The following is a 14147-nucleotide window of genomic DNA, read 5'->3' as shown; positions in this document are numbered from 1 at the left end:
GCTACGGACCCGATCGACAACATGGATTTCCAAGCACGCATACTCGGCCACTTCAACGCGAGCATCGATACCAAGACCTACGCCAGCGAGGTATTGCCGCCATTCATCGAAGTCGCAAGCCAGATGATGGTCCAGTGCCTGGTGAACGAGGGCAAGATTCTCGCCTGCGGCAATGGCGGCAGTGCCGGCGACAGCCAGCACTTCTCGTCCGAGCTGCTCAACCGCTTCGAGCGCGAGCGCCCCAGCCTGCCCGCACTAGCCTTGACCACCGATACGTCGACCCTGACCTCGATCGCCAACGACTACAGTTATAATGAGGTCTTTTCCAAGCAGGTACGCGCCCTGGGCCAGCCCGGCGATATCCTGCTGGCCATTTCCACCAGCGGCAACTCGGCCAATGTCATCCAGGCCATCCAGGCGGCCCATGACCGGGACATGACCGTGGTTGCCCTGACCGGTCGGGATGGCGGCAACATGGCTTCGCTGCTCGGCCAGGACGACTGCGAGATACGCGTACCGGCGACAACGACGGCCCGCATCCAGGAGGTCCACTTGCTGGTGATACACTGCCTGTGCGACCTGATCGACGAACAGCTTTTTGGCAGCAACGAGTGATGACTATGAAGAATGGAGCGCTCTTTCCGGCCCTGCTGGCCCTGACCCTCGGCCTCGGCGGCTGTACCGCAATCAACAGTGCCACCACGCCGGCGTCGGCGGGTGAGGACTATAGCGTACGAACCGAAGGCACCAAGGTCGAGGACGAAAGTATCGAGTCCAAGATCATCGAGACCATGGAGCGTACCGACGCCCGTCTCATCGATGCCCGTGTCGGCGTGAACAGCTATAATGGCGTCGTGCTGCTCTACGGCCAGGTACCTAGCCAGGAACTCAAGGACAAGGCCGGCCAGATCGCGCAGAATACGCGCATGGTCCGTCAGGTGCACAATGAGCTGTCGGTTGCCGCCAACCTGCCCATGAGCCAGCGCATGACCGACAATTGGCTCGAGACACGCGCACAAACCGAGCTGGCCATGAACGAGAACATCGACTCGCGTCATGTCGAGGTGATCAGTGAAAACGCCACGCTCTACTTGATGGGCATGGTCAGCCGCCAGGAAGCCGAACGCGTCGTCAACGTGGTTTCCCAGATCGGCGGAGTCCAGCGCATCGTCAAGGTCTTCGAGTACCTGGACTGAGCAACGCACTTTCCAGGCAATAAAAAGCGGGAGGCATCAGGCCTCCCGCTTTTTTAAGCACCTATCGCAAGTGTACTACTTGATGACGCGTAGCGAAGGACGCCCCTTGCGAGCCCCCTCCTTCTTGGCGTCCGAGGCATCCGGTTCATCACCGTCACCTGAGGCGCTATTGCCATCGATCCCCTCGAGATTGGGGCGCTCGGGCTCCTGGTCGGCCTCGGGCGCGTCCGAGGAAAGCGGCTCATAGCCTGGCATGACCGGCTCATGACCAAACACCATGCCCACGCCATTCTCGCGGGCATACAGGGCGATCAGTGCCTCACTGGGCACAATGACCTGCATAGGCTGACCGCTGAAGCGAGCACTGAACGTGATCGAGTCATTGGACATCAGCAGGTCGCGCACCGCCGACGGTGAAATGTTGAGTACGATCTGCCCGTTCTGCACGAACTGTCCCGGCACCTGAACCCCTTCACGCTCGGCATCGACAACGATGTAGGGTGTGTGGTCATTGTCCAGCAACCATTCGTACAGGGCACGGGCAAGGTAGGGACGGCTGGAAAGCATGGTCTTGCCTCCCTTGGTCGTGGCAGCCAGCGTAATACTGGTCACGCTGACTGCACTGGTGGATTCAGGTACGCATCTCGCGCTCGGCTTCCGACAGCGAGGCCTTGAAGGCATCGCGTGCGAACAGGCGCTCCATGTAAGTGATCAGCGGCTTGACCTGGCGCTCGGGCAGCTCGATGCCGAGAGCCGGCAGACGCCACAGGATCGGGGCGATGCAGCAGTCGACCAGCGAGAACTCCTCGCTCATGAAGAAGGCCATGTCCTCGAATATGGGTGTGATGCCGACCAGGCTTTCGCGCAGTTCCTTGCGAGCCTTGTCGACGTCCTTGCCATTGCTGAGGATCGTTTCGACGAGCGGCGCCCATTCGCGCTCGATGCGATGCATCCACAGGCGGCTTTGCGCCCTGGCCACCGGATAGACCGGCAACAGTGGCGGATGCGGAAAACGCTCATCGAGGTATTCCATCATGACCTTGGACTCGTAAAGCACCAGGTCACGATCCAGCAGGGTGGGCACACTGTTGTACGGATTGAGGTCCGCCAGCTCGTCGGGGCGACTGCCCTCGCTGACTTCCACGATGTCCACGGCAACGCCCTTTTCCGCCAACACGATCCGTACGCGGTGGCTGTAATGATCATCACCGCCTGAGTAGAAGGTCATCGACGACCGCTTGGCCACTACACCCATGTAACACTTCCTCGCATCAGTTCGACCCACAATAATAACACGCCAATCGTTACCACTGTGACGCGAATGTGGTATTCAGGCCCGATTCATAACAATCAAGGGCGTGCGATCCTGGGATCGCACGCCCTTGTACAGCTGGTCAGCAAGGCTGGGCGCTAGTGCACGTCGCGCCAGTACTCTCGCTTGAGCAGATAGGCGATCACTCCGAAGATGAAGATGAAGATCAAGACCTTCGGCGCCAGTGCCTGGGCCTGCAGCTTCGACGGCTCACCCACGTAGGCCAGGAAGTTGGTCAAATCCCATACCGCCTGCTCGAACTCCTCCGGCTCCAGCGTGCCCGGTTCGGTGACCTGCAGCACGTGACACGACTCGTAGAGCCCGGTCAGCGGATCGAGCTTGGCATCGGGCAGCGCTTTTTCGGTGCGTGCACAGACCATTTCCTGGGTCCCCTGCAGCGGCTCCAGCACGTTGGGCATACCGACGTCGGGAAACACCGCGTTGTTCACGCCCCACGGACGCTCCGGGTCACGATAGAAGCTCTGCAGATAGGTATAGATCCAGTCGGTACCACGCAACCGGGCCTCGAGTGTCAGGTCCGGCGGCGGTGTGCCAAACCACGCCTCTGCCGATTCCGGCAGCATACCGATGCGCATCTGGTCATTGAACGCCAGGTCATCCGAAAAGATCAGATTCTCCTCGACCAGTTCCTGGGGAATGTCCAGGTCTTCGGCGGCCCGACTGAAGCGCTGATACTGCAGGGAGTGACAGCCCATGCAGTAATTGACATAGAGCTTCATGCCCCGCTGCAACGATGGCTTGTCGTGCAGATCGGGATTCATCTCCTCGAGATGTACCGCCTCGCCACCGGCCCCCATCGCCGCGAAGGGGACCAGCGCAAAGAGCAGTGCAAACAATTGCTTTCTCATCAGCCAGTCACCCTTGTCGGAACGATTTTGGTCTTTTCGAATCTGGTGTAGAACGGCATGAGCAGGAAGTAGGCGAAATACACCAGGGTGGCAACCTGCGAGATCATCGTTCGTGTCTCGGTTGCCGGCAGTACACCGAGCACCCCGAGCACCACGAAGCTGATCGCGAACAGCAGCAGCATGATCTTCGAGATCCAGCCCTTGTAGCGCATGGAGTTGACCGGCGAACGGTCGAGCCAGGGCAGCACGAAGAGAATGGCAATCGCGGCGCCCATCACGACCACCCCCCAGAACTTCGCATCCAGGCCAAACAGATTGAACGTCACGGCACGCAACATGGCGTAGAACGGCGTGAAATACCATACCGGGGCAATGTGCTCAGGGGTCTTTAGCGGATCGGAAGGCTCGAAGTTGGGCTTCTCGAGGAAATACCCGCCCCCTTCGGGGAAATAGAACAGCACGACACAGAACACGAACAGGAAGACCGCCACACCGACGATATCCTTCACCGTGTAATAGGGGTGGAAGGGAATGCCGTCCAGCGGTTTGCCGGCCTCGTCCTTCATGGACTTGATATCGATGCCGTCAGGATTGTTGGAACCGACTTCGTGCAAGGCAATCAAATGCAGCACGACCAGGCCCAGGATAACGATCGGCAGAGCGACGACATGCAGGGCAAAGAAACGGTTGAGCGTAATACCCGAAATCAGGAAATCGCCGCGGACCCACTGCGACAGGTCGTCACCGACGACCGGAATCGCCGAGAACAGCGAGATGATGACCTGCGCTCCCCAATAGGACATCTGTCCCCAGGGCAATAGATAGCCCATGAAGGCCTCGGCCATGAGCGCAAGGTAAATGCACATGCCGAAGATCCATACCAGCTCGCGCGGCGCCTTGTACGAGCCGTACATCATGCCGCGGAACATGTGCAGGTAGACCACCACGAAGAAAGCCGAAGCCCCGGTGGAGTGCATGTAGCGCAACAGCCAGCCGTACTCCACGTCGCGCATGATGTACTCGACGGAGGCAAACGCCCCTTCCGCGCTGGGATTGAAGCTCATGGTCAGCCAGATGCCGGTCACGATCTGGTTGACCAGCACCAGCATGGCTAGCGAGCCGAAGAAATACCAGACGTTGAAGTTTTTCGGCGCGTAGTATTCGGCGAGATGCTCCTTCCACATCTGGGTCGCGGGGAAACGATCGTCCACCCAGCGCATGAAGCCCTTTTCCGCCTTGATGCGATTGGGATTGCCCATCAGCTCGCCTCCTCGTCTTCACCGACCACCAGGACAGTGTCGCTATCGTAGCGGTGCGGCGGCACCTCGAGATTCAATGGTGCCGGCACTCCGGTAAATACCCGTCCCGCGAGGTCGAACCGCGAGCCGTGGCAGGGGCAGAAGTAACCGCCCGGCCAGTCGCCACCGAGATCGGCAGCGCCGGGTTCGGGACGAAAGGTCGGCGAACAGCCTAGATGCGTGCAGATACCCACGAGCACGGCGATTTCCGGCTTGATGGAACGCAGCGGACCGCTGGCATATGGCGGCTGTTGATCGGCCTGCGCCTGCGGGTCACGCAGGCGGTCGGGAGAAATATTGCGGGTTTGTTCTATCATTTCCTCGGAACGACGCACGACCCAGACAGGCTTGCCCCGCCATTCGACCGTCATCTGCTGCCCCGTTTCCAGCTTGGAAATGTCCGCGCTTACTGGAGCCCCTGCCGCCAATGCCTTTGCGCTAGGCTGCCACGAAGCCACAAAGGGGACCGCCACCCCGACAGCGCCCACCGCACCAACCACGGTGGTTGCGCCGACAAGGAAACGGCGCCGCCCTTTATTCACGCCGTTGTCTGCCATTTTATGGTTTCTCCCATCAACTTACCCGCTGCCCCGTGACGAGGAAGCGCCTCGACACGCACGGATACAAAGTGCCGCCATGTTAAGAAATGACACTTGACAAAACAAGCAGACGCCCTTTTGACCAAGGCCTAATAGCAATTCCAACCTGTTGAAAAATAACAAAAAAAGCGCCCAGCCTGCAGAGGCTGGGCGCTTTTGTCGCACTTGGCGAGACTGCGTTTAACGCTTGGAGAACTGCGGGCGACGACGCGCCTTGCGCAGACCGACCTTCTTACGCTCGACTTCGCGTGCGTCACGAGTCACGTAGCCAGCTTCACGCAGCGGCTTGCGGAACTCTTCATTATAGTCGATCAGGGCTCGAGTGATGCCGTGACGAATGGCACCCGCCTGGGCGGAACCACCACCACCGGCCACGGTGACGTAGACGTCGAACTGCTCGCCGGTCTGGGTCAGTTCCAGCGGCTGGCGCACGACCATCTGTGCAGTCACACGCCCGAAGTATTCGTTCAGCTCACGGCTGTTGACGGTAATCTTGCCGGTACCCGGCTTCAGGAAGACGCGGGCGGTAGAAGTCTTGCGACGCCCGGTACCATAGTACTGCTGTGACATGGCGTAGTATCCCTTAGATGTTCAGTTCTTGCGGCTGCTGCGCAGCGTGCGGATGTTCGGCGCCGGCATAGACCTTGAGCTTGGAGTACATGGCGCGACCCAGCGGACCTTTCGGCAGCATGCCCTTGACGGCCGCCTCGATGACACGCTCCGGCGCGTGACCGATCATCTTCTCGAAGGACATGGAACGAAGCCCACCGGGATAACCGGTGTGACGATAGTAGTTCTTGGCCTGCGCCTTGTTGCCCGTGACCTGGACCTTCTCGGCGTTGATCACGACGATGTAGTCGCCGGTATCGACATGCGGAGTGTATTCGGGCTTGTGCTTGCCACGCAGGCGGCGAGCGATTTCGGTAGCCAGACGGCCGAGCGTCTTGTCAGTCGCGTCAACGACGAACCAGTCGCGCTGGACGGACTGCGGCTTAGCACTGAACGTCTTCATGGATTCAATCACCAATTGATGCGTTGGGCCCTGCGGCGCTTCGAGCGTGACGTAGGACCGTCCCTATTTTTCTTGGTTGCCGCCCCATCAAGGCGACAACGGTCGAGCGAGCGCGCATTGTACATGAGCACTCCGCTCAGGTTAAGGGGAAATTCAAGGCTTGTGGGGCAAGGCCAGGTATTCACGCGACTGCATCTCCTGCAATCGCGATACCGTACGCTCGAATTCAAATGATAGGTTGCCCCCTGCGTAGAGTTGCTCGGCTGCCGTCTCTGCCGACATCAACAGCTTGACGCCGCGATCGTAGAATTCATCGACCATGTTGATGAATCGCCGGGCCTGGTCGTCGCTGCCCCGCCCCATCTGCGGCACGTCGGATACCAGGACGGTATGAAACTCGCGCGCCAATTCGATGTAGTCGTTCTGGCTACGCGGGCCGTCGCATAACATGCTGAAGTTGAACCATACGACATCTTCGTGGACACGACGCGACGTCAGGATGCGCCGATTGATCTCGATCTGTGCATCGCGTTCCCCCTCGACGCCGGCGATTTCCCGAAAGCTGCGTTCCAGTTGCACCGCGGCCTCCTCATCGAGTGGATGATGGAATATCTCGGCACGCTCCAGCGCACGCAGCCGATAGTCGATCCCCGAATCGACGTTGACCACCTCGCAGTGCCGCTTGACGAGATCGATGGCCGGCAGGAAGCGCGCCCGTTGCAAGCCGTCCTTGTAGAGATCGTCTGGCACGATATTGGACGTTGCTACCAGCACGACGCCCTTGTTGAACAGGGCCTCGAGCAGGTTGGCCAGGATCATGGCATCGGTGATGTCCTTGACGAAGAACTCGTCGAAGCAGATCACCCGGGCCTCGCTGGCGAACTTGCCGGCAATCAGCGTCAGCGGGTTCTTTTCGCCCTTGTAATGCTCCAGCTCGGTATGGACACGCTGCATGAAGCGATGAAAGTGCGTACGCATCTTGTCGGGAAACGGCAGCGACTCATAGAAGGTGTCGACCAGATAGGTCTTGCCGCGACCGACACCGCCCCAGAAATACAGCCCTGTCACTTCGGGCGTGGCCGGCTCCTGGCTGGGCGACTGCGCCGATTTCTTGCCAAACAGGCCAGCCATCTTCGATTTGAACCCACGCTCCGCGGATGACGGGGCCAGCTCGCGCCGCGGCGTGTTGAGCAATTCGTCATAGAGTCGCTGCAGATGCTTGACGGCGCGTTCCTGAGCCTCGTCGTACTGAAAGCCCTCACGCTTGAGGTCGGCTCGATAACGCTCAAGAGGAGGCAGGCTTGTCGGCTTGGCGGAATTCGGCGAAGAAGTCGTAGTCGCGCACATGGGCGTCTTGCATACCTCGGACGGCTGTCGATGAGCCGGTCATTATACGCGGGCAAACGATGTTGCGCATGCCATGGGTTACCGGCGCGTTGACCTGGCTTCCCTCATGCCCCATATAATGGGCCGCCTGGAATGCAACGCGACGGACATGGCAGCAAATGACAGCCGCACGGTCCAACCACGCTGCGGCTGGGCTCGAACCTAGAGGGGAGTGACGTGAACGAAAGCAATATCGACTGGATTCTGGCCATTGCCTGCTTTCTTGCCGGCATTGGCATTGGGGCGCTGGGCTATCACTTGCTCAATGCCAACGTGGCACGCAACCAGAAGGTGCGCCAGCGGCTGGCCGAAACCGAGCTGGAACTGAACCAGGTGCGAGATGCGCTCAATGACCATTTCGCCAAGGCCACGGACCTGGTCACCAACATCCAGCGCCAGAGCCAGGAACTTGAACAACAACTCAGCCAAAGCGCCGACCGTCTCTGCGACGACTTGCAACTCAAGCGGCGGCTGACCGGTACCGGTGCGGATGAGATACCCGCAGAGAACGACGAGCCATCGATGCCCCGCGACTACGCTGATGGCGGACGCGGCACCCTGGCCGAGGATTTCGGCTTGCGCCAGGACGAGACCAAGGAAAAAGAGCAGACCCAGCCGGTCCGTTACTGATCGGGAACAGCTCGACCCACTTGCGCCCGCAGCGGTTGGCACCGCTGCGGGCGCAGCACGTCAAGGGGACGGCGACGGCTTCAAGCGGGGTTGTCGATGTCCACGAACCGATGCTCGATGCCAAACTCACCGGCCAGCCATTCACCCAATGCCTGCACGCCGTACCGCTCGGTCGCGTGATGCCCCGCCGCGTAATAACTGATCCCCATTTCCCGGCCCAGATGCGTCGTACGCTCTGAAATCTCGCCTGAAATGAAGGCATCGGCCCCCGCATCACAGGCCTGCATGATCATGTCCTGAGCCCCACCGGTACACCAGGCAACCCGCTGAATGGGGCGATCGTGGGCCACAATGACCATGGGCTCGCGTTGCAGCCGCTGTGCCAGATGGCGCCCAAGCCCGACACTGTCCATCGGCGCATGCGGCGTGCCCAACCAGACCAGACCGCTCCCGAGGTCGCCGTCGGCACAGCCGTCGGTGGCAAAATCCAGCTCCGCCGCCAGGCGTGCATTGTTGCCCAGTGTGGCATGGGCATCCAGCGGCAAGTGGTAAGCGAGCAGATTGATGTCGTTGGCCATCAGCGTACCGAGCCGGCGCCGTTTCATGCCGGTGATTGCCACCGGTTCGTTCTTCCAGAAATAGCCATGATGAACCAGCACCAGATCGGCACCCCAGGCGACGGCCTCGTCGAGCAGTGCCTGGCATGCGGTCACCCCAGTCATCACCTTGCCGATCTCGCTCCTTCCGGCGACCTGCAGGCCATTGAGGGTGTAGTCCTTGAAGGTGTCGGCTTTCAGCAGTTCATGGCAGGCATCCACCAGGCGATCGCGGGTTATCATGAGTCCTCCGGGCAGTCGTTGGGCTGCGGTGATACAATGCCGGCCATTGTAACGCCTGGCCTCGGATCCATCGCCCCCATCGACAAGGAACGCATTCATGCGCCGCTACCTGAAGCCGCTTTTCTGGCCCGTTCTCAGCGGCGTGCTCGTGGCCGTACTGCTGCTCAACCTGTTTCCCCAGTGGCTGAGTTCCTCGCAACCGATCAGCCGGGTCGCCGACTACCTCCAGCGTGAGACCAATGGCGAAACGCATCCGGCCCCCGACCTGCACGAAGCCGCTCCGATTTCCCGCTCCGGTGGCCCCGTCAGTTATGCGGATGCCGTCAACCAGGCAGCACCGGCAGTCGTCAATGTCTACTCTTCGCGGGTCGTGGAGCGCGAACAGCACCCCCTGATGTCGGACCCCTTCTTCCGCCAGTTCTTCGGCGAAGAGATGCCCAGCCGCCAGCGCATGCTCTCCAGCCTGGGCTCGGGGGTGATTGTTAGCGAGGAAGGTTACGTCCTGACCAACCATCATGTCATCAGCGGCGCTGACCAGATCCAGGTGGCCCTGCGCGACGGACGGGAGACTCTCGCCGAGGTCATCGGCACTGACCCGGAAAGTGATCTAGCCGTGCTCAAGATCGATCTCGATAACCTTCCGACCATGGCGATCGGTGACTCGGAGAACGTTGCCGTGGGCGATGTCAGCCTGGCCATCGGCAATCCTTTCGGTGTGGGCCAGACCGTGACCATGGGCATCATCAGCGCCACCGGCCGAAACCATCTCGGCCTGTCCGCCTACGAGGATTTCATTCAAACCGACGCGGCAATCAATCCCGGCAACTCCGGTGGCGCACTGATCAATGCCAAGGGCGCGTTGATCGGCATCAACACCGCGATCTTTTCCCGATCGGGCGGCTCGCAAGGTATAGGCTTCGCGATTCCCGTCAACCTGGCACGCGAGATTCTCGATGAACTGGTCGAGCAAGGCCGTGTCGTACGCGGCTGGCTGGGTCTGGAAGTTCAGGAGATCACTTCCGGACTGGCTGCATCCTTCGGGCTCAATGCCGCCCAGGGCGTCGTCGTGTCCAGCGTGGTCCAGAACGGCCCCGCCCAGCGGGCCGGCCTGCGACCGGGCGATGTTCTACTGGCCATCGATGGCAAGCCGATCCTCGACCCTCGAGTCGCCATGGCCGACATCGCCGAGATCGAGCCCGGCACGCGGCTGCCGCTCAAGGTGGTACGTAACGGCGAAACGCTCGAGATCGAGATCGTGGCCGGCGAACGTCCACCTCCCCCGCAACGTTGAAGCGGTGCTGAACCGAAAAGCCCCCTCTCGCCTGCGGCGAGAGGGGGCTTTTCGGCTGCTGTATTACAGCATTCAGTCCTTGCGGATGCGATTCTCCGCTGAGCGGGCATGCGCCGTGAGCGATTCACCACGTGCCAACACGGAGGCCGTGCGCCCCAGCGTCGATGCACCTTCTGCCGAACAGTGAATGATCGAGGAACGCTTCTGGAAATCGTAGACGCCCAATGGCGACGAGAAACGTGCCGTTCCGGAGGTTGGCAGTACGTGATTGGGCCCGGCGCAGTAATCGCCCAGCGCCTCGGCCGTGTAACGCCCCATGAAGATGGCCCCAGCATGGCGAATCCCCGGCAGCAGCGATTCAGGATCGTCAACGGAAAGCTCCAGGTGCTCCGGGGCAATACGGTTGGCCAGGGCAAGTGCCTCCTCGCGGTCGGCACAGGCGATCAGGGCGCCGCGCTTTTCCAGCGAGGCACGAATGATCGGTTCACGCTCCATGGTGGGCAGCAACCGCTCGATCGCCGCCTCGACATCAGCGATGTGATCGGCATCCCAGCTGACAAGAATCGCCTGGGCATCTTCGTCATGCTCTGCCTGCGAAAACAGGTCCATGGCCAACCACTCGGGGTCGGTACCGCCATCGGAAAGCACCAGGATCTCCGACGGCCCGGCGATCATGTCGATGCCCACCTGCCCGAAGACGGCACGCTTGGCGGTGGCCACGTAGATGTTGCCCGGCCCGACGATCTTGTCGACCCGGGGCACGCTCTCGGTACCGTAAGCCAGGGCTGCAACGGCCTGGGCCCCTCCGACGGTGAACACCTGGTCGACACCCGCCAGGTAAGCGGCGGCCAGGACCAGTTCGTTGAGCACACCGTCAGGCGTCGGCACGACCATGACGATCTCACTGACACCCGCCACATGGGCAGGAATCGCGTTCATCAGCACCGAGGACGGGTAGGCTGCCTTGCCTCCTGGCACATAGATGCCGGCACGATCGAGCGGGGTCACCTTCTGCCCCAGCACCGTGCCATTGGCCTCGGTGTACTGCCATGACTCGGGTTTCTGGTGCTCGTGGTAGGCCCGGATACGTTCGGCCGCCAGGGCCAGGGCGTCGCGCTGCTCCGCGGGCAGTCCGTCATGCGCCTGGCGCAGGCGCGCCTTGTCGAGTGTCAGCTCTGCCATGCTACTGACGGACAGGCGATCAAAGCGGTTAGAGGTCTCGACCAGCGCCGCGTCTCCCCGCGTTCTGACCGCGTGCAGAATCTCGTCCACGCGCTGCCGTACCTGAGCGTCGGACACCCCCTCCCAAGCCAGCAGGGCCTCGAGGGTGGTATCGAAGTCGGCATCGGTGGTGGATAGCCTGGCTATGGTGCCCCGGGATTCAGCGTTCTCGGCCATGATGTGTCTCATCGTCTCGATCAGGAAGCGGCGACATCGGCACGGCGCGTGCCGACGGCATCGCGCAGGCGCTCGATCAGGGGTTTCAGCCGCTCGTGTTTCATGGTCATGGCGGCCTTGTTGACCACCAGTCGGGTACTGATGTCTTGGATCAGCTCGCGCGGTTCCATGCCGTTGGCGCGCAGGGTATTGCCGGTATCGACAATATCGACGATTTCGTCGGCCAGGTTCATCAGCGGCGCGAGTTCCATGGCGCCATACAGCTTGATGACCTCCGCCTGGATACCCTGCTCGGCATAGTAGCGACGCGCCACGTTGACGAACTTGGTCGCCACGCGACGCCGTGCATGCGCTGGCTTTGCTCCCGTGACACCGGCCGTCATCAGACGGCACTTGGCGATTTCAAGATCAAGGGGCTCATACAACCCTTCGGCACCGTGCTCGAGCAATACGTCCTTGCCGGCAATACCGAGGTCGGCGGCCCCCAGCTGCACGTAGGTGGGCACATCGACGGCTCGGATTACGACCAATTTGACGTCTTCGAGGTTGGTATCGAACAGGAGCTTGCGACTCTTGCCCAGGTCCTCGGCTGGCTCGATGCCGGCATCCGCCAGCAGCGGCAAGGTTTCCTTCAGAATGCGCCCCTTGGAGAGGGCCAGAATCAATTGCTTGCTCATAATCGGTCGCTACTTGTCACTCACAGGATGGCGGCATCGGCTGGCCTCAGCCCGGCACGCGGCGAATGCGCGCCCCCAGTAGCTGGAGCTTTTCCTCGATACACTCGTAACCACGATCGATGTGATAGATACGATCGACCATGGTGTCCCCTTCGGCCACCATGGCGGCGACCACCAGGCTTGCCGACGCGCGCAGATCGGTCGCCATCACCGGAGCGCCGGACAGGCGCTTGACACCCGTGACCACGGCGGTATTGCCCTCGAGCGCAATATCGGCGCCCATACGCTTGAGTTCCTGGACGTGCATGAAACGATTTTCAAAGATCGTTTCGACGACGCGCCCGGTGCCCTCGGCCACCGCATTCAGGGCAACGAACTGTGCCTGCATATCGGTGGGAAAGGCTGGATAGGGGGCAGTACGCACGTTCACGGCCTTGGGACGGCGCCCTTTCATGTCGAGCTCGACCCAACCCTCGCCGGCCGTGACGTACGCTCCGGCCTCCTGTAGCTTGGCCAACACAGCCTCGAGAATGTCGGCGCGCGTGTTGCGCACCCGCACACGCCCGCCAGTGGCTGCTGCAGCCACCAGGAACGTGCCGGTCTCGATACGATCGGGCATGACGTCGTAGTAGCAGCCATGCAGCCGCTTCACGCCCTCGACTATGATGGTATCGGTACCATGGCCGCGAATCCTGGCACCCATGGCAATCAGGCACTCGGCAAGGTCGACGACTTCGGGTTCACGCGCCGCGTTCTCGAGCACGCTGGTACCTTCGGCCAGGGTCGCCGCCATCAGGAGGTTTTCGGTACCGGTCACGGTCACCGTATCGAAGATGATGGTAGCGCCCTTGAGGCGGCCATCGACGCGAGCCCGAATATAACCGCCTTCGACCCGGATGTCCGCGCCCATCGCCTCGAGCCCTCGGATATGCAGGTCGACCGGACGCGTGCCGATGGCGCAGCCGCCGGGCAACGAGACATCGGCCTTGCCGAAATGCGCCAGCAAGGGACCCAGCACCAGGATCGAGGCCCGCATCTTCTTGACCAGATCATAGGGTGCGTGACAATCGCTGACCTTGGAGCCGTCGAGCTGGATGGTCATTTTCTCGCCCATGACCGGCTCGACGCCCATGCGGCCGAGCAGTTCCAGCGTCGTGGTGATGTCCTGAAGATGCGGCAGGTTACCGATAGTGACGGGCTCATCGGCCAGCAGCGTCGCGGCCAGGATCGGCAAGGCGGAGTTCTTGGCCCCACTGGCCCACACCTCGCCATCGAGGGGGCCGTTGCCGGTGATGATCAACTTGTCCATGAATGCGTCGTGCTCAGGCCTGGGTATTCTCGGGCGCCTGCTGCCACTGCGCCGGGGTATAGGTCTTGATGCTGATGGCATGCAGTGCGCCGCTGGCGATTTCCTCGGACAGCGCACCATAGATCAACTGCTGGCGCTTGACGGGGCCAAGGCTTTCGAAGACATCGCCGACGGCGACGACCTGGAAGTTGCAGCCCTCGCCCTGAATGTAAAAATCGCAGCCCTCGATACGGGATTCGAGCAGCGCCTTGACGTCATTGGGTTGCATGGGTTGCGGTGACTCCTGTTGATGGTCCGGCACGCGCCTCCGCCATGAGGCGAGACGCGCCCG

Annotated in this window: 17 protein-coding genes; 4 read left to right on the top strand and 13 right to left on the bottom strand. The window is 61.2% G+C overall.

All coding sequences use genetic code 11. The annotated features are described in order from the left end of the window. Positions 1 to 21 precede the first annotated feature (21 nt). Together BM194_RS10470 and BM194_RS10465 are read left to right on the top strand one after the other, a co-directional pair. Positions 22 to 615 carry a phosphoheptose isomerase gene (locus BM194_RS10470; protein ID WP_092846459.1) on the top strand — a complete coding sequence of 198 codons (594 nt, stop codon included), beginning with the start codon at positions 22 to 24 and terminating at the stop codon, positions 613 to 615. Between the two features lie 5 nt (positions 616 to 620). Then, positions 621 to 1196, top strand: coding sequence for a BON domain-containing protein (locus BM194_RS10465; protein WP_092846457.1), 576 nt, complete (start codon positions 621 to 623; stop codon positions 1194 to 1196). 75 nt (positions 1197 to 1271) lie between these two features. Here BM194_RS10465 and BM194_RS10460 read toward each other — a convergent pair whose 3' ends face one another. From BM194_RS10460 to zapE, 8 genes are all read right to left on the bottom strand, one after another. Beyond that, positions 1272 to 1763: a ClpXP protease specificity-enhancing factor gene (locus BM194_RS10460; RefSeq protein ID WP_092846455.1), complete on the bottom strand. Its 492-nt coding sequence runs from the start codon at positions 1761 to 1763 to the stop codon at positions 1272 to 1274. A gap of 64 nt (positions 1764 to 1827) precedes the next feature. After that, complete coding sequence (gene sspA / locus BM194_RS10455) at positions 1828 to 2451, bottom strand: stringent starvation protein SspA (RefSeq protein WP_092846453.1); 624 nt, start codon at positions 2449 to 2451, stop codon at positions 1828 to 1830. 155 nt (positions 2452 to 2606) lie between these two features. Continuing rightward, positions 2607 to 3377, bottom strand: a complete 771-nt coding sequence (locus BM194_RS10450; protein ID WP_092846451.1) for a cytochrome c1 — start codon at positions 3375 to 3377, stop codon at positions 2607 to 2609. After that, entirely contained in the window at positions 3377 to 4636 is a 1260-nt protein-coding gene (locus BM194_RS10445) for a cytochrome b (protein WP_092846449.1), read from the bottom strand. Before BM194_RS10445 ends, BM194_RS10450 begins: the two co-directional genes overlap by 1 nt. Beyond that, a complete protein-coding gene (gene petA, locus BM194_RS10440) occupies positions 4636 to 5232 on the bottom strand; it encodes a ubiquinol-cytochrome c reductase iron-sulfur subunit (RefSeq protein WP_092846447.1) in 597 nt (198 codons plus the stop codon). The genes BM194_RS10445 and petA overlap by 1 nt, the downstream gene beginning before the upstream one ends. A 222-nt stretch (positions 5233 to 5454) precedes the next feature. Continuing rightward, complete coding sequence (gene rpsI / locus BM194_RS10435) at positions 5455 to 5844, bottom strand: 30S ribosomal protein S9 (protein WP_092846445.1); 390 nt, start codon at positions 5842 to 5844, stop codon at positions 5455 to 5457. Positions 5845 to 5857: 13 nt separating this feature from the next. Continuing rightward, on the bottom strand, positions 5858 to 6286 hold the full coding sequence (gene rplM, locus BM194_RS10430) for a 50S ribosomal protein L13 (RefSeq protein WP_092846443.1): 429 nt from the start codon (positions 6284 to 6286) through the stop codon (positions 5858 to 5860). Between the two features lie 153 nt (positions 6287 to 6439). Next, positions 6440 to 7633, bottom strand: coding sequence for a cell division protein ZapE (gene zapE, locus BM194_RS10425; protein WP_092846441.1), 1194 nt, complete (start codon positions 7631 to 7633; stop codon positions 6440 to 6442). Between the two features lie 216 nt (positions 7634 to 7849). Between zapE and BM194_RS10420 the strand changes: the two genes are divergently transcribed. After that, positions 7850 to 8302: a Z-ring associated ZapG family protein gene (locus BM194_RS10420; protein WP_092846439.1), complete on the top strand. Its 453-nt coding sequence runs from the start codon at positions 7850 to 7852 to the stop codon at positions 8300 to 8302. Between the two features lie 80 nt (positions 8303 to 8382). Here BM194_RS10420 and BM194_RS10415 read toward each other — a convergent pair whose 3' ends face one another. Beyond that, positions 8383 to 9141 (bottom strand): Nif3-like dinuclear metal center hexameric protein, encoded by a 759-nt coding sequence (locus BM194_RS10415; protein WP_092846535.1) that lies wholly within the window; start codon positions 9139 to 9141, stop codon positions 8383 to 8385. A 97-nt stretch (positions 9142 to 9238) separates the two neighbouring features. On the opposite strand from BM194_RS10415, the gene BM194_RS10410 reads away from it, so the two are divergent. After that, positions 9239 to 10432 carry a Do family serine endopeptidase gene (locus tag BM194_RS10410; RefSeq protein ID WP_092846437.1) on the top strand — a complete coding sequence of 398 codons (1194 nt, stop codon included), beginning with the start codon at positions 9239 to 9241 and terminating at the stop codon, positions 10430 to 10432. Positions 10433 to 10504: 72 nt separating this feature from the next. Here the strand turns inward: BM194_RS10410 and hisD are convergent, their stop codons facing one another. From hisD to BM194_RS10390, 4 genes are read right to left on the bottom strand one after another with little or no spacing between them, the layout of a single operon-like run. Then, positions 10505 to 11830 (bottom strand): histidinol dehydrogenase, encoded by a 1326-nt coding sequence (hisD, locus tag BM194_RS10405; protein ID WP_092846435.1) that lies wholly within the window; start codon positions 11828 to 11830, stop codon positions 10505 to 10507. Positions 11831 to 11850: 20 nt separating this feature from the next. Further along, a complete protein-coding gene (hisG, locus tag BM194_RS10400) occupies positions 11851 to 12507 on the bottom strand; it encodes an ATP phosphoribosyltransferase (RefSeq protein WP_092846433.1) in 657 nt (218 codons plus the stop codon). Positions 12508 to 12553: 46 nt separating this feature from the next. Next, a complete protein-coding gene (gene murA, locus BM194_RS10395) occupies positions 12554 to 13816 on the bottom strand; it encodes a UDP-N-acetylglucosamine 1-carboxyvinyltransferase (protein ID WP_092846431.1) in 1263 nt (420 codons plus the stop codon). A gap of 13 nt (positions 13817 to 13829) precedes the next feature. Continuing rightward, positions 13830 to 14084, bottom strand: coding sequence for a BolA family protein (locus BM194_RS10390; RefSeq protein WP_092846429.1), 255 nt, complete (start codon positions 14082 to 14084; stop codon positions 13830 to 13832). Positions 14085 to 14147 lie beyond the last annotated feature (63 nt).

This window comes from Modicisalibacter xianhensis (assembly GCF_900113605.1).
GTDB lineage: Bacteria > Pseudomonadota > Gammaproteobacteria > Pseudomonadales > Halomonadaceae > Modicisalibacter > Modicisalibacter xianhensis.
Note: the sequence above shows the minus strand (reverse complement) of the source record. Positions and strands in the feature narration are given on the sequence as shown.

Excerpts from the sequence above, each read along its gene's own strand:
- BM194_RS10470 (WP_092846459.1), top strand. The coding sequence starts at position 22 with ATGGATTTCCAAGCACGCATACTCGGCCACTTCAACGCGAGCATCGAT.
- BM194_RS10465 (WP_092846457.1), top strand. The coding sequence starts at position 621 with ATGAAGAATGGAGCGCTCTTTCCGGCCCTGCTGGCCCTGACCCTCGGC.
- BM194_RS10460 (WP_092846455.1), bottom strand. The coding sequence starts at position 1,763 with ATGCTTTCCAGCCGTCCCTACCTTGCCCGTGCCCTGTACGAATGGTTG.
- sspA (WP_092846453.1), bottom strand. The coding sequence starts at position 2,451 with ATGGGTGTAGTGGCCAAGCGGTCGTCGATGACCTTCTACTCAGGCGGT.
- BM194_RS10450 (WP_092846451.1), bottom strand. The coding sequence starts at position 3,377 with ATGAGAAAGCAATTGTTTGCACTGCTCTTTGCGCTGGTCCCCTTCGCG.
- BM194_RS10445 (WP_092846449.1), bottom strand. The coding sequence starts at position 4,636 with ATGGGCAATCCCAATCGCATCAAGGCGGAAAAGGGCTTCATGCGCTGG.
- petA (WP_092846447.1), bottom strand. The coding sequence starts at position 5,232 with ATGGCAGACAACGGCGTGAATAAAGGGCGGCGCCGTTTCCTTGTCGGC.
- rpsI (WP_092846445.1), bottom strand. The coding sequence starts at position 5,844 with ATGTCACAGCAGTACTATGGTACCGGGCGTCGCAAGACTTCTACCGCC.
- rplM (WP_092846443.1), bottom strand. The coding sequence starts at position 6,286 with ATGAAGACGTTCAGTGCTAAGCCGCAGTCCGTCCAGCGCGACTGGTTC.
- zapE (WP_092846441.1), bottom strand. The coding sequence starts at position 7,633 with ATGTGCGCGACTACGACTTCTTCGCCGAATTCCGCCAAGCCGACAAGC.
- BM194_RS10415 (WP_092846535.1), bottom strand. The coding sequence starts at position 9,141 with ATGATAACCCGCGATCGCCTGGTGGATGCCTGCCATGAACTGCTGAAA.
- BM194_RS10410 (WP_092846437.1), top strand. The coding sequence starts at position 9,239 with ATGCGCCGCTACCTGAAGCCGCTTTTCTGGCCCGTTCTCAGCGGCGTG.
- hisD (WP_092846435.1), bottom strand. The coding sequence starts at position 11,830 with ATGGCCGAGAACGCTGAATCCCGGGGCACCATAGCCAGGCTATCCACC.
- hisG (WP_092846433.1), bottom strand. The coding sequence starts at position 12,507 with ATGAGCAAGCAATTGATTCTGGCCCTCTCCAAGGGGCGCATTCTGAAG.
- murA (WP_092846431.1), bottom strand. The coding sequence starts at position 13,816 with ATGGACAAGTTGATCATCACCGGCAACGGCCCCCTCGATGGCGAGGTG.
- BM194_RS10390 (WP_092846429.1), bottom strand. The coding sequence starts at position 14,084 with ATGCAACCCAATGACGTCAAGGCGCTGCTCGAATCCCGTATCGAGGGC.